Raw genomic sequence first — 19854 nt, 5'->3', positions numbered from 1 at the left:
AATGGCGGAATCTAAAGAACAAAGATTAGCCCGGCAAATCTATGCGAATGTAGGCGGTATCGATAATGTCACCAAGCTGATTCACTGCATGACGCGGGTCCGCATGACCATTCAGGATGATCATAAAGTAGATATGGATGGCCTTAAAGCGGTGGACGGCGTCTTGGGCATTGTCGAGGATGAAACTTTACAAGTTGTTTTAGGCCCGGGCATTGTCAATAAAGTAGCCAACATTATGGTTGCCGAAGCAGGCGTTAAGCTGGGAGAACCCTTCCCCGATCATCCGGCCGGACAGCCGGAGAACGGGCCGGCATTAACGGACCGTCAGCAGGTAGAAGCGATCGCCGCAAAGGTAAAAGCACGCGAGAAAGCGAAACATAATAACAATTCTTCCTTTAAAAGGATATTAAAGTCGATTTCAAATATATTTGTTCCGCTGATTCCTGCCTTCGTCGGTGCCGGTATGATTGCCGGTATTGCAGCGATCCTGTCCAACCTGATGACTGCCGGCAGCATTGGGCAGAACTGGGCGGGCACCGTCACCACATTAAACGTGATTAAAAACGGACTGTTTTCATTTTTGGTTATTTACGTCGGCATAAACAGCGCCAATGAATTCGGCGCAACACCGGGCCTGGGCGGGGTTATCGGCGCCTCCGTTCTGCTGACAGGAATGGATCTGAAGGCCCCATTGATCAATATTTTTAACGGCAACGCCCTGACGGCTGGACAGGGTGGCATTATTGGTGTTATTTTTGCAGTGTGGATATTGGCAATTATTGAAAAAAGACTGCACAAGATCATTCCCGATTCAATTGATATGATTGTCACGCCCACCGTTGCCCTGCTCGTTGTCGGACTCTTTACTATCTTCATTGTCATGCCGGTTGCGGGCGTCGTGTCCAGTGCCTTGGTCGGATCGATTACTTGGGTGCTGCATGTCGGCGGTGCCTTCTCCGGGTTTATATTAGGTCTCTTATTCTTGCCGATGGTCATGTTCGGATTGCATCAGATTTTAACTCCGATCCATATTGAAATGATTAATAAAACCGGTGCGACGCCCCTTTTGCCTATTTTGGCGATGGCCGGTGCCGGTCAGGTCGGAGCGGCTTTCGCATTATGGATCAGATGCAGAAAAAATAAAAAACTGGTTCAGTTGATTAAAGGGGCTCTGCCGGTCGGCATCCTTGGGATCGGAGAACCGTTGATCTATGGGGTTACGCTGCCGCTCGGCCGTCCGTTCATCACCGCGTGCATCGGCGGCGGGATCGGCGGTGCCGTTGTCGGCGGCATCGGCAATATCGGCGCGATTGCCATCGGCCCGAGCGGCATTCCCTTAATCCCGCTTATTGCGAACGGGCACTGGCTGGGCTATGTCATCGGTCTGCTGGCCGGGTATGTCGGCGGTTTTGTTGTCACTTACTTCTTTGGCATTCCAAAGGATGCTATTGAAGAATCAAAGTAAACGAGTGGATGGATCATTGTGGAAGAAAATATTATTCTGCAAATCAAATCGAAATTAAACGAACTTTCCAAGACAGAAAAAAAAATCGGCGAATATGTTCTTCGTCATTCGGTGGAAACCGTCAGCGATAATACGAGCGAACTGGCGAAAAAAGCAGGTGTCAGTCCGGCCACAGTGGTGCGCTTTTGCCGCTCGATCGGCTTATCGGGTTTTTCCCAATTGAAAATCCGCCTGTATGCCGACGCTTCCGATGTAAATGAAGGACTGTACACCGATATCACACCGGATGAGGATGAACGGGTGATCGTAGACAAACTGGCCCTGCGGTTCAATCAGTCTATTTCGCAAACATCCAATAATCTGGATACAGACAGCATCAAAAAAATGGCAGAAATGATTGATATATGTAAAACCATCTATGTTTATGGACTGGGGGCTTCACACGTCGTTGCCGAAGATTTCATGCAGAAATTTTCCAGAATCGGCAAACCCGTTGTGAATATGCTTGATCATCATTTGCTCAGTTCTTCATTAATCAGTGCTGAAGGCCGCAACATGTTTGTCGCCATATCAAATTCAGGAGAAACCAATGAAGCGGTCAAACTGACACAGATTGCTAAACAAAAAAAATTCTGCACGGTCGGCATTTCGCAAAACAGAAACAGCACTTTGGCCAAACTGGTGGATCTGCCTATTATTCACAGCGGCGGTGAAGCGGTCATGCTAAGAAGTGCCGCGACGACTTCTTTGGTATCACAATTGTTCACGGTTGACGTTTTGTATTACGCTTATGCGAATCGGCATTCCAAGAAAATCATGAATATGCTCAGAGAGTCGAAAATTAATATTCAAACTTTTTTTCATAAAGAAAACAGCTGATCCATTCACTTTTTAAGAAGCGGGCGGCATTGATACAGGTTCTGTGCCGCATAATCGTTGGGGAGGAAGCTTTCGATCTCCGGCAGCGAGCGGATGAGGGAAGATCGGCTTTTTACGGATGATCGCAAAAAAAGGCACGCCGGGGTAAAATAAACCGGATAGGGATACATTCAGGCCTCAGAAAAGGTCCGGCCCCAATCAGATGAAACACATTTTCTGCAGAAAAATCGGCAAAGTATAGGAGATATCTTCATGTTTAAACTTTTTCGTAAAACGGCTGTTGCGGATGATCAAATATACGCTCCTGCCAGCGGAAGACTCATCCAATTGGCAGAAGTGAATGATCCGGTGTTTTCATCTAAAATGATGGGAGATGGATTTGCCATCATACCTGCTGATGGGTCGATTGCAAGTCCCGTCTCCGGCAGGATCATGACCGTCTTTGAGACAAAACACGCCATCGGCATAAAAATGGAAAACGGGCTCGAGGTGTTGGTCCACCTGGGCATTAACACGGTTGATTTAAAGGGGGCTCCCTTTGAAGTCTTTGTTAAAGAGGGGCAGCCGGTTAAGGGCGGCGACAAATTGGCCTTCATGGATTTGGATCAAGTCAGGGCGGCGAAAAAAGAAGACACGGTCATGATTGTTTTTACAAATTCCGAGGCACTCAAAGAATTGAGAGTCGATGCGTCCAAAGGCATGGTTGAAAACGGCGCGGTCATTGGCAAAGCGGCTGCCGTTCAGTAAAATTAACTAAGCTTCGGGTTGGCCATCTATATCGATTATTGAAAATTTGAACATAAAATGGCCAATTTGATAGTGTGAACCTGTTTTGTTGCAAAAGAAGCTTCCTTAAAAGCCTTTTAAAACTCAAGAACCGGAGAAATTTGTAGAAAATTCCTCTTCGGTTCTTCTTTTTTGATGTCATTCTGCCATTTGAATGACACCTTTTTGTTTCCATCAATTATCAATCTATGAGAATTAACCTCAACCTAAAAATCAAATTTTACCTTTTCCGCAGGATCATGGAGGCTTAGGCCTGCTGAGCAGAGGCGAGCCGGTCACTAAGCGATAATCTGTACGCCCGCTGCTGACAATCAATCAAAAAGCAGGACGAAAAAGCACTGTGCACTCCTGACGATGCATTAATGGGCCTGATTAAGCCTGGCCTGTTTCCGCGGCCTCCATGACCGCATGTATTCTGCGACAAAATAAGAAGCAATCACAAAGAAGGCAGCCAGAATCTGAGCGGTAATCCCTTCGAAGTTCGGGAAAACGGCAAACCACATGCCTAACCAGGAAGGAAGTGAGAATCCGATACCGGTCGTCCCGATCCAGCCGGCCTGCTGCATTTCCTGTATATTCTCACCGACCATGACGATCAAAACCATGCCGAGCATAATACCTGTAAATACCAGCATTTTTTTGTAGGGTAATTTTCGCTGAGCAACGAAAGTAAGCGCTGCGACAATGAGCGTCAGGAAAAGGCCGGCAATGGCACCAAGTAAAACAATTTCTCCTCCTGCCTGCATGCGGATTGTCTGGAGAAAGAGGTCCACTTCAAATCCCTCACGATAAATAGCTGAGAAGCCGAGCATTGCCAGGCCCATGTATGTAGCCGACGCACTCTTGGAAGAAGAAGATCTGATCAGTTCACTCTTTTTCTTATTGTGTGCGCCGATCCAGACCGTCCAGTAAATTTTATGGAAAAACCAGTTCATGACCAGTAAAAGTACGGCAATGGCTAATAATCCTGTAGCAGCCTGAATAGTATATTCCGATGTCGTCGCGGCAACAAGCGAAATAATGCCGACCAAAACAAACCAAGTTGTCAGTACAGCCGCAAAGCCGACACCGGATCCGAAAGCAATCGGTTTCCAGAATACTTGTTTTGTACGCATCAGGCCTGCGGTAAGCGCGGAGAGTACAAGGATTGCTTCCAGGCCCTCACGAAAAACAAGAATGCCTGTATTGACAATACCCGCAGTTTCACTCATATGCTGTTCCGACGGATCCGGCGGATTTCCTCCGTAAATAATGCCCTGCCAAGTCAAAATACCTATGATGATCAAAGCGCCTGCAAGAACAAGGACGGATTTTATATTCAGTCGTCGAGACAAGTTAGAAACCTCCTACAGTTTTATTTGGTAACGATAATCATTATCAATTAAATAATATACCTGCAGAAATGTTTCTTGTCAATATAAATGCCGAATTTTCTTATCAATCATTATTTTAGAACGGCAATAGCTGTCCCGGTTCATAAAGTTTTTCGGGGCAAGAAAAGGCCCGGGTATATGGATCCTCTTGTTTTGACGGCATCTGCCCTTTACGTTATGAGCAGGGAAAAGAATGTTAGGAAGAGAGAATAAAAAAAGCTATGCTGTAAAAGAACTGAATATTGTGGGACAGGCAATGTCCATAATGGTTAATATATTTGTTTGAAGATCGATACCATCTCAGAATGACCGATAAAATTCAGTAATGCGGATATCTCTCTTCAGTTCATTTTCCTGCCGGGCCGTCAGATAATGATCGACTTTCCCTGAGACCATCAATCTCTTGAGAGACGAAGAGCGTGTCCGCGATCAAACTTCTGCAATGATTTGATCGGGTGCTACGGAATCGGACGCAACGACTGATAAACTCCCTGCAACGGCCGATAGAACTCTGAATTTGGCCGGAAGAGACTGGGCAATGGCCGATAGGACCCTGAATTTGGCCGGAAGGAGCGGGGCAACGGCCGATAACCTTGCGAATTCAGCCGAAAGTTAATAAAATTCCAGCCGCAGTTGATCCATCAATCAAGGGCGATCTTACTGCTCTGATTATTTGCAATTATTGATTCCGGTCCGTTTACTGTCGATCTTCAGCCGATTGCTGTGTTTTCAGTACAGGATTTTATGTGCGGAATTGAAATAACCGCGTATTAAACAATTGTTTATTTAATTAGTTTAATATAGCCGCAGTACTGCGATAAGTCATTAAAAAAGTTGCCCTTTTAAAGGCAGCTTTTAAAATTGTTTAAACGTATGAAGCTTCATTTATACGGAATATTTCTTTAAGACGATAACAGCATTGTGTCCGCCGAATCCAAAAGAATTGGAGAGGCCTATATTCAGTTTCTGCTTTCGAGCGATGTTCGGAGTATAATCCAAATCGCATTCGGGGTCTGCCTCTTCCTGATTAATGGTCGGAGGAATAATGTCATTCTGTAGACTTTTTACAAGCGCAATGGCTTCTGCACCGCCGGTTGCACCGAACATATGGCCGGTCATTGATTTGTTGGCTGTAATCGGGATGTCGTATGCTCTTTTCCCAAACAGATGTTTAATAGCCGCAGTTTCCGATAAATCACCCGATTTTGTGCTGGTTGCGTGCGCGCTGATTACGTCTACTTCGCCGGTAGATATTCTTGCGTCGTCAAGTGCTTTTTTCATAGCCGAGTATGCTCCCTTACCTTCCGGATCGGGAGCGACTCTGTTATAAGCATCCGAGCTGGCCCCATAGCCAATGATCTCTGCATGAATGGATGCCTGCCTGTTCAAGGCATGGGTCAGTGATTCCAGAATAATAATTCCTGCCCCTTCGGCCATAACGAATCCATCTCTGCCCGCATCAAAGGGCCTGCTCGCCTTTCCGGGCTGTTCATTTCTTGTTGACAAGGCAGTCGCATTTTCGAAACCGGCCAACGAAAGTTCTGTTACCGCAGCTTCTGTTCCGCCGGCGAACATGACATCTGCTTCATCGCTGTGAATGAGCTTAAAGGCTTCTCCGATTGAAGTATTGCCGATTGCACAGGCAGTAATAGGGGCCATAGTAGGCCCTGTCGCATGCCATTTGATACTCATTTCGGCAGCCGCCATATTGGCGATCATTGTCGGGATAAGCATCGGACTCACCCTCCGCGGACCACGGGCGCGCAGCTTCTCGGCATTGTTGAGCAGAGTTTGAATTCCGCCGATTCCCGAACCTACAAAAATGCCGAAGCGATCGGAGCTGATCCCGGTACTGTTCAGCTGAGCATCGTCCCAGGCCTGCTGTGCGGCAGCCAGTGCATAATGACAGAAGGGATCGAGCCTCCTTGCATTCTTTTTTCCAATCCAGTCCGCTGGATCGAAGTCTCTTACAAGGCCGGCAATTTTTGTTTTAAATGGTTCTGTATCGAATGTATCAATTTTTCGAATACCTGATTTCCCGGCAATTAAGTTGTTCCAAAACGTACGGACATCGTTTCCGAGCGGTGAAATGATTCCCATTCCCGTGATAACAACTCTTTGCAATTCTAGTGCCTCCTCTGATCTGTTATTTTATTAATACATCACGGATTATCCTATTACAAGAGGTAACAGATAAAGAAGGTGGTGTGAATGGGAGATAAAACAGGACAGAAAGCCCTTCCCGTTTTGTTTTCTGGAAGGCATACAATAGTTCTTAATCTTTCAGTCTTTTTTCGATCAGGTAGCACAGAGTGTCTTCAAAGAAATCGAAACCGGCTGGCTTAACGATCAAGCCTGCCGATCGAATCAAACCGAACGATTGCTCCTATTCGGTACAGCATTTCAAAATTCCGGCGCCACTTTTCGATGCTTCGGAGCGGCTGCCCGGATTCTGGTCCCAACTTTCCGACGGTTCGGAGCGACTATCCAGCAATTCGGACGCCCTTGATCAGATCGGAGCGACCGCTCATGTTCGGACGCTTTTTCAATGCTTGGGTCCAGAATCCGATCCGGGCTGTTGCGCAATATCCGTTTATTGTAAATCAGTCTAAGCTTTATCACAGTAACTTTGTCTTAAGATTGGCATGTGTGAAAGCATTCAAACTGCCAGGTACCGCTTTTATGCATAAAACGTCTTTCGGAGAATGACTGTCCCCATTGGGATGAAGCGGCCTGTCTCTCCTGCAGCATTTGACAATGCCTTATTAATCGCATACAGTAAATGTAATCGAACGAACGGAAGGGTGAATCAAGGCCAATGAAAAACTGATCCTATGTTTGAAATCCGATTATTGAAGGCGTCTGGAAGAAAAGGAGTAAGTCTGTTTCCATGTCTTCAATCGGAGTTTTCAGGATAGGATGGGTTTTCGGCGGCTGAGCCAAAAGGGCGTTCTTCTTTTGGTATTTGCCTATAGGTGCCTCCTATTCTGAAAGAACGGATGGGGGACTTTTTGCGTCCCTGAAAAATGAAAAAGCGGGGATGATTCGATGATCTTGTTAGAAGCATTGAATATAAAACAGTACGTTAGAGACCGTTTGCTGTTTGCTGTCGATCAATTACGGGTTCATAAAAATGACCGGGTTGGCCTTATCGGCCGGAATGGAAGCGGGAAAACGACGCTGCTTCGCATTTTGGCGGGAAAAAGTCCGTCTGAAGAGGGAAACGTGATCCGGCATGTATCATGTGAGCTGCTGCCGCAGCTGAAGCGGACGGCGGCAGCAAAAAGCGGCGGTGAAGTGACGCAGAAATACATTCAGGAGGTGCTTGCTAAAAATCCGGAACTTTTGCTTGCAGACGAACCGACAACCAATCTTGATGCGGACCATATCGAATGGCTGGAAAAGAAACTGAATGAGCGGCAGGGAGCATTTGTCCTCGTTTCCCATGACCGTGCTTTTCTGGATGCCCTGTGCACAACGATCTGGGAAATCGATGAAGGCAGGATAAACACGTATGCCGGCAACTACAGCGATTATGAAAAACAAAAAGAAGCCGGACGTCATCAGGAACAAATCGCTTATGAAACTTATGTGAAAAAGAAGAGGCAGCTGGAAGAAGCACTGAAGTTAAAGGAGAGAAGAGCAGAACGGGCCGCAAAGAGGCCCGGTCATGTGGAATCAGGGGCGGCCAAACCTTACTATGCCAAGAAACAAAAGAAGCTGCAGAAAACGGCGAATGCAATGGAAACGCGATTGGAAAAACTTGAACAGGCAGAAAAAGTGAAAGAGATTCAGCCGCTGAAGATGGATCTGCCGAATGCAGAAACATTTAAGCATCGGATCATTCTTCGTGCGGAGGATATATCCGGACGAATCGGCAAACGGGTACTTTGGGAAAAAACAAGCTTTTTTGTCCGCGGCGGCGAGAAGCTTGCGATTATCGGCCCCAACGGCAGCGGAAAGACGACGTTGGTCAGAAAGATCGTCGGCCGGGCGCCCGGCATCACATGCTCACCATCATTGAAACCAGGCTATTTCAGCCAAAATCTAAACATATTGGATAAAGAAAAGACGATTATTGAGAACGTCCGCTCGACTTCAAAGCAGGACGAATCGACGGTGCGGACGGTTCTTGCACGCATGCATTTTTTTAGAGAGGATGTCTTTAAACCTGTTGCGGTTTTGAGCGGCGGTGAGCGAGTAAGGGCGGCGCTTGCCAAACTCTTTTTAAGTGACGTTAATATGCTGATTTTAGATGAACCGACGAATTATCTTGATATAGAGGCTGCCCGCGCATTAGAGTCGCTTCTCAAAGAGTATGAGGGGAGCGTGCTCTTCGTTTCCCATGATCGCCGCTTCATTGACGGGCTTGCGACACGCATTCTGGAAATCCGCGATCAGAAGATCCATTTATTTGAGGGCACCTATCGGCAATATAAGCAGGATCAGCCGAAAAAGAATCAGGATAATCAGAATGACCGGCGGCTTTTACTCGAGACCAAAATAACAGAAGTGCTCAGCCGCTTAAGCATCGAGCCGTCTGAAGAATTGGAAATGGAGTTTCAAAACCTTTTGAAAGAAAAAAGAAATCGGGATCGATCCTGAATGCGGAAGACATGAGAGAATGGACAGCGGATCCGGGCGGCGTGCCGCAAGGCGAGGAAAAATTCAAGCAAAAAAGGGCGATCATTTCTCCGGCTTTGAGAAATGATCGCCCTTGCCGCTATTCCCGATCGGCGACTTTTTCAGACGGCGCTTCCGTATCGGCGCTATCGACCCATGCAATTTCAGGTACTTCAGGCCGCGAGTGGCCGTTCAGCCCGACGTAGATTTCGTCAATTTCTTCTCCCGTGAGCCCTCCGCGTTTCAGTAATTCTTCGGCAATGGCATGAACGAAATCCGTTTGTTCGTTAATTAAAATTTTCACCTGATTCATTTGATCCTTTAACAGGACATTGATCTTCGGACGCAACTGTTTGAGCGCATCGGTCTGTGAACCTATGGACAGCCAGCTGAATAATTCATCGCCCATTCCGACCGCGCCGAGGTAGGCGCCTGCAAGCAGAGTCGCCTGCTGCAGATCGGACGTGACGCCATTTAGCTTTTTCCCCAGAAAAAGCTCTTCGGACGCCCGTGAAGCAAGGCAGACCTGAATTTCTGCCAGCATTTCGCTGTCACTTTGATTGTACCGCTCCTGTGTCGGCTTTGTTGCAGCAATGCCGAGCGCACCGCCCCGGCGGATAATGGTCACTTTCCAGACACGCTCATGGGGTTTCAGCAGATATTGGGCAACCGCGTGGCCCGCCTCATGATAGGCTACGTTGCGCCGCTCGTCGGCACTCATGGAACGAAGAGGCTGCTGAAGACCCCACTCATAAGTTTCCATGGCCGCCCGGAAGTCATTATAGCCGGCGTCTTTGGAACCGCGCTGGTGGGCAATGATAATCGTTTCATTGACAATATGTTTAATCTGCGCCGGACTGTAGCCGATCGTGTCCAGTGCCGCCTTTTGCGGAGTTAATGTATGATTGCGATTCACCTTTTTAAGATAATAGTCGAACACATCCACCCGGCCGTCATAGTCCGGGGGATAAACCCAGAGTTTGCGGTCAAACCGGCCGGGACGAAGCAGGGCCGGATCCAGCACGTCGGGCAGATTCGTGGCGCCGATTGTCAGAACGGCGCTCCGTTCCGCTTTTTTATGGCGGAGCCCAAGCGAACGGAGAAATTTGGCGAAACGTGAATGATCGAGATTCGGCGGATCCATCTGCAGAAGCAATTCGTTAAGCAAACCGGAACCGCCCATGCCGAACAGCGCTCCGAGACCGCCGCTGCCGCCGCTTGATTGCCGCGACATGCCGATCGCATCGATTTCATCGATGAAAATGATGCAGGCACCGTATGTCCTGGCCAGTTTCCTCGCTTTTCTATAAAGGCTCATGACTTTTAAATTGCCGACGCCAAAAAACATGTTTTGAAAACTTGGAGCCGATGCGTAAGCAAAAGGGATCTGGGCTTCATTGGCGATCACTTGGGCAAGATAGGATTTGCCGGTCCCCGGAGATCCGCACAACAGCATACCCCGTATCGCTTCGCCTCCCATTTTCTTAAAGTCTCTGACCCCTTTAAGCAAGGTGACAATTCGTTTGGCATTCTCAACGATTTCAGGATTGCCCCGGTAATCATTCCAGTTTGATCCGGTTTCGCCGGGCATGATCCAGTATGTCCGGCCTCTGGCCAGGAACCAAAAAAGCGCGGAAAATTGGATAATAATCATCAGTACGGCAAAAAACAGCTGGAACACTAAGTTTAATACAGTCAGGGCAACATTCCACACGCCTGATCCGCCTGCCCAGAGCAGTCCGATTAGGACAGCGATAATCATCGAAGCAATCAGCAGTTTCCGCCACATGACCCGGCGGTATTTTTTCATAATCTCACTTCCCCTCGGAATGTTTCGTTTTTTCCTGAATTCTGTTAGGCGATATAAGAAATTGGTATACAGGTCTCCTCAGTGTCGTTAACGCCGAGCCGATGCCCGTTTCCTCTATTTGCCGTCTTTCTTCTCACGGAAAAGGAGATCCGGCCGTTAAGAGGGAAGCGTTTATGGTTCCGATCACCGCCATTCATTGAAAAATGCCGTTTTGTTCATTTGTGAATTTCAGATCTTCCCCTTATACATAGATTAAAGCTTATGCCCGGACGCCTCCGATCATGTTCCGACAAGATTTTACAGAAGGATCGGATTTTCAACGTGTGCTCATTATGAACGGATAAAGCATAAGGAACACAATAGTGAATTGAAAGCAAACATAGCTGATGGAAGTCAGCGATTGAGAAACAAAACCCGGAAATTCTGCGACGGTTTTCTGCAGGAACAGGCCAACTTCGCCATGTACCCTGAAGATGGACAGAACGGAAGCCGGAGGCCCTGCAGGAATGCTAAGTGATAAGACCACCCTCGGAATTCTTGATTGAAAGTAAAAAAGGCGGCATAGACGAATTTAAAAACGATCGGGTGTTTTATCCTCCTAAAATGGACAATACAAATAAATCTTCTTAAAGATACATGTTGTAAATTAAAAATAGATTAACGGATCGTGAGCAAGTGAATTTTTAATAGCTGCGGCCGCTTTTTTCAACGGCAGAATGCGGTGCTGTTCTGCCGAATAGAGCCGTTGATGAATGAGATGGACGATCAAAATCTTTGATTGACCGCTGTTTATAAAATGAGGGTATAAAATGAGGGCGTCCCATCGTTGATCCATCAACTCTTGAGACGTCCTCTTCTATAATTTCAGTATGATTGTATTTCCGCCGCCCGGAATCAGGAATGCGTGTAATATCTTTTTACTGAAGGAAGCAGGGTAACGGCCAGAATAGCCAGCGCAAGAAACATATAAACAAGATGAACGATGCCAATTCCCTGCAGTATATAAATCTCAATGGTCAGCCAAATAATGAGCGTGAAACCGACATACAGCGAATGCATCCAGGCCCAATGCGTATTTTTATATAAATTGAATATCTCTGCAAGACGGAACGGTTTTTCATTGATCAGAAACAAGGCGACCACCAGGGGGTAACAGCCCAGCGCAAGGAATAAGATCATTCCCGGGATTAAAAAAGAGTGAAATGTACTGTATTTTAAAAGCGAGAGCGGCATGCTGAGAAGCGATCCGTCCGGAGCTAAAATTAATAATCCCCCGCCTATCAATGCCCCGATGCCCAGTAAAAAATGTAAAAGGATCAATACATAACAGGATGCCGATTTTTTATTGCCTGCTGCCTGCATCTTTTTTCGTCTCCAATCTCTGAAAGAAATAATCCGCACTTTTCATCATCAGTTCAGCGACCTTTTTTTTCTGTTCATCCGTTTGACAGTGTGCATACTGCATGGAAAGCATGACTTGCTCATTATTGAACAGAGCCGCGATGAATGGCTTGTCGATCTTCTTGATTTTTCCTTTACGTTCCATCTCTGCCAGAACGGATACATAATAGGAAACATTATTTTCAAGAATTTCTCTGACAAATATGTCCCCGGCCTTTTGGTTGTAGAAATGCTCCGAAAAGACTAAGCGTGCCATCTGTGTCCACTGTTCATTGATCCGTCTGCCATAAGCGACGATTAAAGATTTGAATACATCTGCGGCGTTCGTCTTATCTATACTCTCGGCCACTTTCTCCAAAGGAGGGCGCGAAACGGCAAGCGTTCTTACAAAAGCCTGGCAAATGTCATCCATGATCGCCTCTTTTCCCGCATAGTGGTTATAGATTGAACTGCCTTTAATACCGACTTTGCCTGCAATGTCCCGCATCGATACGCCGTTATAACCGCTTTTTGAAAAAAGAGCCAGTGCACAATCAAAAATATCCTGCTTTGTACTCAACTTTTCACCTTCTATTATTGCTAATACCAATTATAAACTAACGTTAGTTAGTTTTCAACCTGCAGATCTGAATAGACTGCCAGTGTGCCCGATTCATCGGTCGTTAAGGACCGTTTATTGATCGCCTTCCGGAAGTTTATCGATCATCACCGGAGTCTATCGGTCGTTCTGAACAGTTTATCGGTCATTATATGCCCGGTATCGGTCGCCGCCGGGAGCTTATCGGCCGTCACGCTCGATTCATCGGTCGTTGAGCGCAGTTTTTCGATCGGTGCGGATGTCGCAGAGAATCGGTCTCGTGTACATGTTTTGCATTTTTCAATTCCGGAGCAGTATGCTTTTGATGAATGGAACGATGCCCGATCCGGGTGCCTTCCTGTTTCGGAATTAAGGCAATAAGAGCTGGTAGGCCCGGCGTTTGCCATCGGGCTTATTTAGATAAATAATGCCCCGGTAATCAAATCCGGCATTTCTGATCACACGCTGCATCGCCTGATTGTCAGGATGCGTGTCAATCCGGATATCAGCGTGCCCTGTTAATCCGGCTGCGGAGATCAGGTATCCCATCAATAGCGAGGATAAGTGGCGGCCGCGGAATTCAGGAGACATGGCGGTCCTGTGAATTGAGCTGTAAGCGGATTTTTCAGGCCCCGCCCAGCTGCCTTCTTCAATTTCTTCATAGGACGGGTCTACTTGGTTCAGGATGACGCCGGTACCGGCGATTTGACCGTCGATGATCAACACGTAACTGACTTGCTGCCTAATATCGTTCTGTAAAGCTGTCTCGTCCGGATAACCGTCCTGCCATTGATTAATACCGTTTGCTTTCAGCAGTAATTTAGCACTCTCAATAATTCTGCCGATCTCGGGTAGATCATTGTCGGTCGTTCTGCGCAGATAAGTTGCCAAGATATAATTTCCTTTCCTAATTGTAATAATGATTGCTTTGATATGTATCGCGATAACGGGAAACGCCGCCTGAACGCGGCTTAACAGATTGTTGATCCGCATCATGAACGGTATGAAAGGGACACTGGCAGGGAGGGTAAAGCTGTGCCGCCCGGATCATTAACAGCGCTCTCTACAAAACATTTAACTACCGGAAGCAGCGGAATGTCAAATGGGATGCCGCCGGCACTATCGGCGCATGCCTTTTTCTTTCTTATCATGAAACAGCCCTGCTCTTTGAAAGAAAAGGAGAGGGATCACATTCATTGCTGCAGCAAAAAGTCCGATTCCGATAAAACCGTGAAACCAGTCAAACAAGAACCCGCCGATAACGCCTCCGACTGTAGTGCCGGCGTACATCACGGCGCTTGCTAAGGCAGAAATTGTGCCTCGGGCCGATGGAGCGAGCGATTGAAGAGTACTCATCAGCACGGGGAAAATAAAGCCGCCGACTAAGAAAATGAGGAGGAACAGGCCTTCGGCGATCCACAGTGATCCCGAGAGCGGAAGGAGTACGTAAGTGATGGATAGGAAAATCAAGGAAAAAAGGACGGATTTTGCCACGCCCGCTCTGGCGACGAGTCTGCTGCCGAAAAGCGATCCGATTAAGTTGCCAAGCCCAAGCAGGATCATGTTCGTGCCGATAGAAGCGACATTCAGAGAAAAATCCTGAGTGAACCAGATGCCTAAAAAAGCGTATGAGGTAAAAAAACCGGTTTGAAACATGAAATAGCCTGCAAAATAGTTAAAGACGTGAGGCGCCTTCATAACAGAGTTATAAATCCGGTCGATGTGCCTGTTCCTATTTGTTCGAACGGTCGAAAGGGAAGGCAGAAGGGACCCAATCGCAAAGTTGAGAAGCAGTGCAGAAAAAGAAAGGGCCAGAAAAGGGGCCCGCCATGAAAAGACGGCAAGATAGCTGCCTGCGGGAAGACCGATCATTTGGGAAACAGAAAGTCCGGCCGTCGCGACGCCCATTGTTTTTATGATTGATTTTGGCGCGACAAGCTGCGGGATGGCTGCCCAGATTTGCGGAGTGACAAAAGCGGCACTAATGCCGGCCAGGAACCTGAAAAGAATCATTGTCGGGAAACTGGGGGAGACGGCACATAAGAAGGTAGCCAGGGTGAAACCAGACAAACCGAAGATCATGACTTTTTTGCGGTCCATACCGTCGGATAACGGACCGGCAATCAATGCAAATAGAGCGTAGCCTAATGCATAGGCGCTGACCATCCAGCCCGCGAGATTGGACGGCGTATGATATATATGGCTAAGTACCGGTAAGAGCGGTGAAATGAGGAATGTGTCAGTTCCGATGATAAATGTGGTCGTAAAAAATAGCAGCGGAATTTTTTTCATTAGGATCTCCCTTATTATTTCATTGTTCTACAATAATGGAACTAACGAATAAATAAATACCCGGATTCACAAGGAATCCAGGAAACCCGGCAGGCAAGCATCAAAAACATCGCGGCGCAGGCTGACATATTTGGTTCGGACGTCTTTACGTGTGCTGATCAGTCCGGCTTCTCTCAGCGTCCGGAAGTGATAGGAGGCGGTCGATTTTGCAATGTTCATCCTTTCGCCGATGTCACCGCAGCTTAATTCTCCAGTCGTGTCGCGTAGCGTTCGAACAATATTTAATCGTGTTTCGTCAGCCAAAGCCTTAAATAAAGGCACGAGTACTTGGTTCTTATCTTGCTGTTCTATATTCATAGAACTATGGTATAATGCCCGCTTAATCTTGTCAACTGGTTCGAAGCTGTGTGTCAGAAAAATGTGCTTCATTGCGACACCGTCAAGCCGAGTACGTTTTCCCCTTTGTAAAAATTTATTTTGCCTGAAAAAAACAAACGGCCGATACTTCATTTTCAATCAGTATGCATGCTGTTTCTGAAACGGCCGCAGAGAATCAAGCGGGCGTTTTGTGTATCGATTTTTAAAGGGGTTAGCGGGCGGCCGTAGTCGGAGCGGATAATTTTGCGGAATCAAGTATTGAACGGTTCAAGGGAAAAGGATTAAACTATAAAAAGGTTGCAGAAAACGGAAAGGCAGCTTGAAATATTTTTTGATACGGAAAGGAAATAGGCGTGTTAGCTAAACATTCTGTACAAATGGGAAACGTTGAGAACATCGCTTATTTTACGATGTCAATTTTCTTCAATGCTTTGGGAAATGCATTGACGGTTTCGTTAAATTTGGGAAGTGCGTTATGGACCGCTTCGGCAGTTAATTTTACGCAAATGACAGGCGTTCCCCTGGACTTAGTTCTTTTTGTTTACGGCCTTATCGTTATCTTGATCAACGTGCTGATCATCGGCAGATTTGATTGGCGCCGCGTTTTGGGTAATCTTGTTTTTTTAGGCCCGTTCAGCTATCTGATCGGGATGTTCAGCGTCTTCTTAAACGGTCTGGGCATCGATGCACTGCCTCTTACTGTGCGGATTATTTTGGATGTCGCAGGTATATGTCTTATTTCCCTGGCCGTTTCGATTTATCAGCGGGTTAATTGGCTGCTTCATCCGTGTGACGATCTCATGCAGATTGTCCGTTTTAAGTACTTGAGGGGAAGTGCGCCTGCTGCTCAGTTAGTTACTTTTGTACCGCCTATCCTGGTGATTATCGTTTGCTGGATCACGACGTACCATCTTTTTGCAGTTAATGTGGGCACCATTTTTTCGCTCTTGTTTCAGGGCCCGCTGGTCGGCATTTTTGATAAATGTATTTTTCCTTCTCTGAAACACCGGCATATAGAACATAACCATCATCGGCACGGGCTCAGTTATTGATGCAAATGTTCGGAACGCCGCAACGGTTCGAGTGCTTTTTATAGCTTTTAAAGAATCAATCTTCCCGGCCCGGCTTATACTAAGCGCCGAGGAGGTGAGAAACTTGGCTAAAGACGTACTTTGTGAAGTGAGCAACTGCACATTTTGGGATAGCGGGAACAAATGTGCGGCCGATACCATTTATGTTGTCAGCCATAAAGGCAAACAGGCTTCCGATCATGAAGAGACAGATTGCAGGACCTTTGAACCGGTCAAATGATTCTCGAAAAAAGTTCAAACGGACGGACAAAGATATGATGAACAGCGGAAGCCGGAAGTATGCTCCTGTTTTTTCTTATACAGATAAAGAAGTGTAAATAGATTAGCACTGACCGCTATAGAGAAAGCTAAAGACAAGGTTATTCAGAATGTCTGTCCCTGTTAAATTGCCGGATCCAGCCAGCTGTTTTTTCTTAAAGAAGAATTGCTTCGGTGTGTTCCGGTTGGAGCAGAAGAGCTGAAAGAAAAGCTAACCGAAAAGTAAAAGCAGTGAAACACAGGCCGGCCGATCAATCATTTGATCATGGCCGGCCTTTTTTGCGCCCGGTACATAAGCGGCAGCCGGATGATAAAAGCCCGCTGCCGGACCCGGCAAGAACCGGGCCTTCAGGCAAGGATACCCGCCGTGTGACGGCATCTAAAAAGTAAGGAGAAAATATCCGGCTGATGGAAGGGAACTATTTAAAAAGGGCCATTCGGACAGGCGAAAAATGGGAACCGATACAGTGGTTTCTGTCCGCCGCTCCTGTGTTTTTCGCACAGCCGTTTTTTCGGTCAGATCTGCGTTATTGTTTTGTTATCCTTTTGTTGATGCACTGTCAGGTTTTTCTTCTAGAATAAAGAAAGTTCAGGAAGGGAAGTTGGCCGTACGATGTGGATTCATAAGCTGCGAAAGAAGAAACTTCAGTTCACTCTTATAGGAATTATCCTCTTTTTTGCCTCGGCGATTTTCAGTGCCTGCCTCATTTTCACTGTGGAAACAAGCAACTATGCGGCAGACTATTATTCAAAGAAAAATTCCCCTGATTTGTTTGTCAACGTCAGCCGGGGTGCCCCGGCCGAGCGGCTGCTTGCTCAGGCGGGAAACAACAAAGATTTTACACGTGTTGCAACACTCGACGGCCGTATCGTCGCTGACAAGCTGATGTTCGGAGGCCGTGATATCACACCCGGTTTGTTTTCATTTTACGCGTTGCCGGACTACCGTGCGGTCTCTTGGAAAATCACGCCTCAGACGGGAATTCAGAATAAAACAGGGCCGGCGCCGGGCGAGATTTGGTTACCCGGTGTTTTTGCCGACCAGAAGGGGATCAGGACCGGTGACAAAATCACCTTGCAGGGCACCTCGAACAGAACGCTTACGGTTTCCGGACTCATTAACGATGCCACTTGTCCGTCAGGCATGTTCGGGATCTATCCGTTTTATGTTTCCGAGTCGACGCTCTCCTCGCTGAAGGGCGGGGAATCCACTGTTTTCCTTGCCATCAATTCTAAAAAAGATTATTCTGATGCGGAAACCTGGCTGCACAACCTGCCATCCTCGATAACAAGTGCCCTGTTCACTAGTTTTAACGTTTCTCAGCTGCTGCTCAGCTTTACCATGCTCACACTGATCCTGGGCAGTATCGGCATGCTTTCTGCGATTCTGATCTTCGTGGTGTCGATTGTGATTATCCGTTTTCTGATTAAAAACAATCTCATTAAGGAATACCGCTCTATCGGAATTTATAAGGCGATGGGTTTCACAGACAGGCAGATCGCCGGCTTTTATCTCAAGTGCTATGCACTCGTCGGAGCCGTCGGGATTACGCTCGGATCGGCAGTGGGTCTGCCGGTCGGCTATGCTGTCGGAACGACGATCACGCGATACATCGGCGGATTTCGGCTTTCCTTTACGTCGGTGCTGCTCGCTTTGGGGGGGGCCGCAGCGCTTTTCATGCTGCTGCTTTTATCTGTCTGGCAGGCCCACCGGCGTATCCGGCGCATCACGCCGGTTCAGGCTCTCCAGATCGGCATCAGTTCCTCACCGAAAAAGCTCAGGCGTTCGCTGATTCCTCACGCTTTTTCTCCGCTGGCAACGGCCATCAACGATGTATGGAAGCATCGTTCGTTCAGCGTCATGTTTGTGGTGATCCTCACAGTCAGTTTCTATCTGAGTACCTTTTTTATAAGCATCAACTACACGGTTGACCATATTGCAGAAAATACGGATGTCTGGTTTGGCACACCGCGCGCAGACTACTATGTCAGCGGCGGCCTGACACCGGAAAAAATCGCAGCGGTCCAAAACGATCCGGCGGTTTTGAACAGTGTGTACGGCTCACCCTTTATCCTTGCCAGTATCAAAACAGAAAAGAACAGTTATGGCGCAAACTTTAATAACAGCTCTGTCATCAGCTGGAATGATCTATCAGACAGGGACTTTTTCAATGCCATTAAAATTGGGCGGCCCCCAAAATACGTGAATGAAATTGCCGTGAGCAGCGGCACGGTTAAGGGCTCTTCCATCGGTATCGGAGACTATATTACATTGACCATTGGGAACAGTAAAAAGTCCTATCTTGTTACAGGCATTTATGACAATATGGTACACACGAGCAAAACGATTGAGATGACCGATCAGTCGCTGAAAGAGACCGGCCTCCCCTATCGGCCGGCTTCGATGGCTGTTAAGCTCAAAAGCGGAACGGATCGGGCCGCCTTTGTCGCACGCATGAAGCATGATCTCGGTCTTACTGCGGATCGGATGCAGAAGGATGTAGAGGAACCAATCACAGCAGTCGAAGAGATCATGAATCCGGTAACCGTCATGCTTGTCACGGTTTTTATCACTTTCAGCCTGCTCAATATCTTCAATCTGCTGATGACCACACAGCTCGACGATCGCCGAAAGTTCGGGATCCTTAAGGCGATGGGCTTCACGAATACCTATATCAGCCTGCAAAATCTGTTTAAAACTCTGCTGCTGTCACTGCTCGGCGCTGCACTGGCCGTCACACTCCATTTGACGCTTTCGCCCTTCATATTTTATTCGATGATGGGTATTCCTGGGCTGGTGAACAGTCCGCAGGAATTAACCATACTGATCGGATCGATCTTTGCGGGCATACTTGCACTGACGCTGCTCTTCTGCATTCCGCTGAGAAAAATTTCTCCGGTTGAACTGATGGAAGAATAGG

At 47.2% G+C, this 19854-nt stretch carries 16 protein-coding genes; 8 read left to right on the top strand and 8 right to left on the bottom strand.

Annotated elements, in window-relative coordinates; all coding sequences use genetic code 11:
• Position 1 precedes the first annotated feature (1 nt).
• The 3 genes from OYT88_RS15480 (at position 2) to OYT88_RS15470 (ending at position 3091) form a co-directional block, all read left to right on the top strand.
• Positions 2–1465, top strand: a complete 1464-nt coding sequence (locus tag OYT88_RS15480) for a PTS transporter subunit EIIC (protein WP_274401247.1) — start codon at positions 2–4, stop codon at positions 1463–1465.
• An 18-nt stretch (positions 1466–1483) separates the two neighbouring features.
• Positions 1484–2344, top strand: a complete 861-nt coding sequence (locus tag OYT88_RS15475; RefSeq protein WP_274401246.1) for a MurR/RpiR family transcriptional regulator — start codon at positions 1484–1486, stop codon at positions 2342–2344.
• Positions 2345–2596: 252 nt separating this feature from the next.
• Entirely contained in the window at positions 2597–3091 is a 495-nt protein-coding gene (locus tag OYT88_RS15470; RefSeq protein ID WP_274401245.1) for a PTS sugar transporter subunit IIA, read from the top strand.
• Positions 3092–3489: 398 nt separating this feature from the next.
• Here OYT88_RS15470 and OYT88_RS15465 read toward each other — a convergent pair whose 3' ends face one another.
• Complete coding sequence (locus OYT88_RS15465) at positions 3490–4464, bottom strand: FTR1 family iron permease (RefSeq protein WP_274401244.1); 975 nt, start codon at positions 4462–4464, stop codon at positions 3490–3492.
• A 924-nt stretch (positions 4465–5388) separates the two neighbouring features.
• Positions 5389–6627 (bottom strand): beta-ketoacyl-ACP synthase II, encoded by a 1239-nt coding sequence (fabF, locus tag OYT88_RS15460; RefSeq protein ID WP_274401243.1) that lies wholly within the window; start codon positions 6625–6627, stop codon positions 5389–5391.
• Between the two features lie 924 nt (positions 6628–7551).
• Between fabF and OYT88_RS15455 the strand changes: the two genes are divergently transcribed.
• Positions 7552–9108 carry a Vga family ABC-F type ribosomal protection protein gene (locus tag OYT88_RS15455; protein ID WP_274401242.1) on the top strand — a complete coding sequence of 519 codons (1557 nt, stop codon included), beginning with the start codon at positions 7552–7554 and terminating at the stop codon, positions 9106–9108.
• A 118-nt stretch (positions 9109–9226) separates the two neighbouring features.
• On the opposite strand, the gene OYT88_RS15450 is transcribed toward OYT88_RS15455, so the two are convergent.
• The 3 genes from OYT88_RS15450 to OYT88_RS15440 form a co-directional block, all read right to left on the bottom strand.
• Positions 9227–10936, bottom strand: coding sequence for an AAA family ATPase (locus tag OYT88_RS15450; RefSeq protein ID WP_274401241.1), 1710 nt, complete (start codon positions 10934–10936; stop codon positions 9227–9229).
• Between the two features lie 894 nt (positions 10937–11830).
• Positions 11831–12298: a hypothetical protein gene (locus OYT88_RS15445; protein WP_274401240.1), complete on the bottom strand. Its 468-nt coding sequence runs from the start codon at positions 12296–12298 to the stop codon at positions 11831–11833.
• Positions 12279–12896 (bottom strand): TetR/AcrR family transcriptional regulator, encoded by a 618-nt coding sequence (locus OYT88_RS15440; RefSeq protein WP_274401239.1) that lies wholly within the window; start codon positions 12894–12896, stop codon positions 12279–12281. Before OYT88_RS15440 ends, OYT88_RS15445 begins: the two co-directional genes overlap by 20 nt.
• An 84-nt stretch (positions 12897–12980) precedes the next feature.
• On the opposite strand from OYT88_RS15440, the gene OYT88_RS15435 reads away from it, so the two are divergent.
• On the top strand, positions 12981–13295 hold the full coding sequence (locus tag OYT88_RS15435; protein ID WP_274401238.1) for a hypothetical protein: 315 nt from the start codon (positions 12981–12983) through the stop codon (positions 13293–13295).
• On the opposite strand, the gene OYT88_RS15430 is transcribed toward OYT88_RS15435, so the two are convergent.
• From OYT88_RS15430 to OYT88_RS15420, 3 genes are all read right to left on the bottom strand, one after another.
• Positions 13284–13805 (bottom strand): GNAT family N-acetyltransferase, encoded by a 522-nt coding sequence (locus OYT88_RS15430; RefSeq protein ID WP_274401237.1) that lies wholly within the window; start codon positions 13803–13805, stop codon positions 13284–13286. The genes OYT88_RS15435 and OYT88_RS15430 overlap by 12 nt on opposite strands.
• A gap of 228 nt (positions 13806–14033) precedes the next feature.
• Complete coding sequence (locus tag OYT88_RS15425; RefSeq protein WP_274401236.1) at positions 14034–15206, bottom strand: MFS transporter; 1173 nt, start codon at positions 15204–15206, stop codon at positions 14034–14036.
• A gap of 66 nt (positions 15207–15272) precedes the next feature.
• Positions 15273–15563: an ArsR/SmtB family transcription factor gene (locus tag OYT88_RS15420; RefSeq protein ID WP_274401322.1), complete on the bottom strand. Its 291-nt coding sequence runs from the start codon at positions 15561–15563 to the stop codon at positions 15273–15275.
• 374 nt (positions 15564–15937) lie between these two features.
• Between OYT88_RS15420 and OYT88_RS15415 the strand changes: the two genes are divergently transcribed.
• From OYT88_RS15415 to OYT88_RS15405, 3 genes are all read left to right on the top strand, one after another.
• Complete coding sequence (locus OYT88_RS15415; protein WP_274401235.1) at positions 15938–16636, top strand: DUF6198 family protein; 699 nt, start codon at positions 15938–15940, stop codon at positions 16634–16636.
• A 103-nt stretch (positions 16637–16739) separates the two neighbouring features.
• A complete protein-coding gene (locus OYT88_RS15410; RefSeq protein WP_274401234.1) occupies positions 16740–16895 on the top strand; it encodes a DUF1540 domain-containing protein in 156 nt (51 codons plus the stop codon).
• Positions 16896–17546: 651 nt separating this feature from the next.
• Complete coding sequence (locus OYT88_RS15405) at positions 17547–19853, top strand: ABC transporter permease (protein ID WP_274401233.1); 2307 nt, start codon at positions 17547–17549, stop codon at positions 19851–19853.
• Position 19854 lies beyond the last annotated feature (1 nt).

The sequence above is a fragment of the Sporolactobacillus sp. CQH2019 genome (assembly GCF_028765345.1).
Taxonomy (GTDB): domain Bacteria; phylum Bacillota; class Bacilli; order Bacillales; family Sporolactobacillaceae; genus Sporolactobacillus.
This window is presented reverse-complemented; position numbering and strand designations above follow the sequence as displayed.

Coding starts and splice junctions, on each gene's coding strand:
- OYT88_RS15450 (WP_274401241.1), bottom strand. CDS start 10,936: ATGAAAAAATACCGCCGGGTCATGTGGCGGAAACTGCTGATTGCTTCG.
- OYT88_RS15405 (WP_274401233.1), top strand. CDS start 17,547: ATGTGGATTCATAAGCTGCGAAAGAAGAAACTTCAGTTCACTCTTATA.
- OYT88_RS15480 (WP_274401247.1), top strand. CDS start 2: ATGGCGGAATCTAAAGAACAAAGATTAGCCCGGCAAATCTATGCGAAT.
- OYT88_RS15425 (WP_274401236.1), bottom strand. CDS start 15,206: ATGAAAAAAATTCCGCTGCTATTTTTTACGACCACATTTATCATCGGA.
- OYT88_RS15420 (WP_274401322.1), bottom strand. CDS start 15,563: ATGAATATAGAACAGCAAGATAAGAACCAAGTACTCGTGCCTTTATTT.
- OYT88_RS15455 (WP_274401242.1), top strand. CDS start 7,552: ATGATCTTGTTAGAAGCATTGAATATAAAACAGTACGTTAGAGACCGT.
- OYT88_RS15470 (WP_274401245.1), top strand. CDS start 2,597: ATGTTTAAACTTTTTCGTAAAACGGCTGTTGCGGATGATCAAATATAC.
- OYT88_RS15445 (WP_274401240.1), bottom strand. CDS start 12,298: ATGCAGGCAGCAGGCAATAAAAAATCGGCATCCTGTTATGTATTGATC.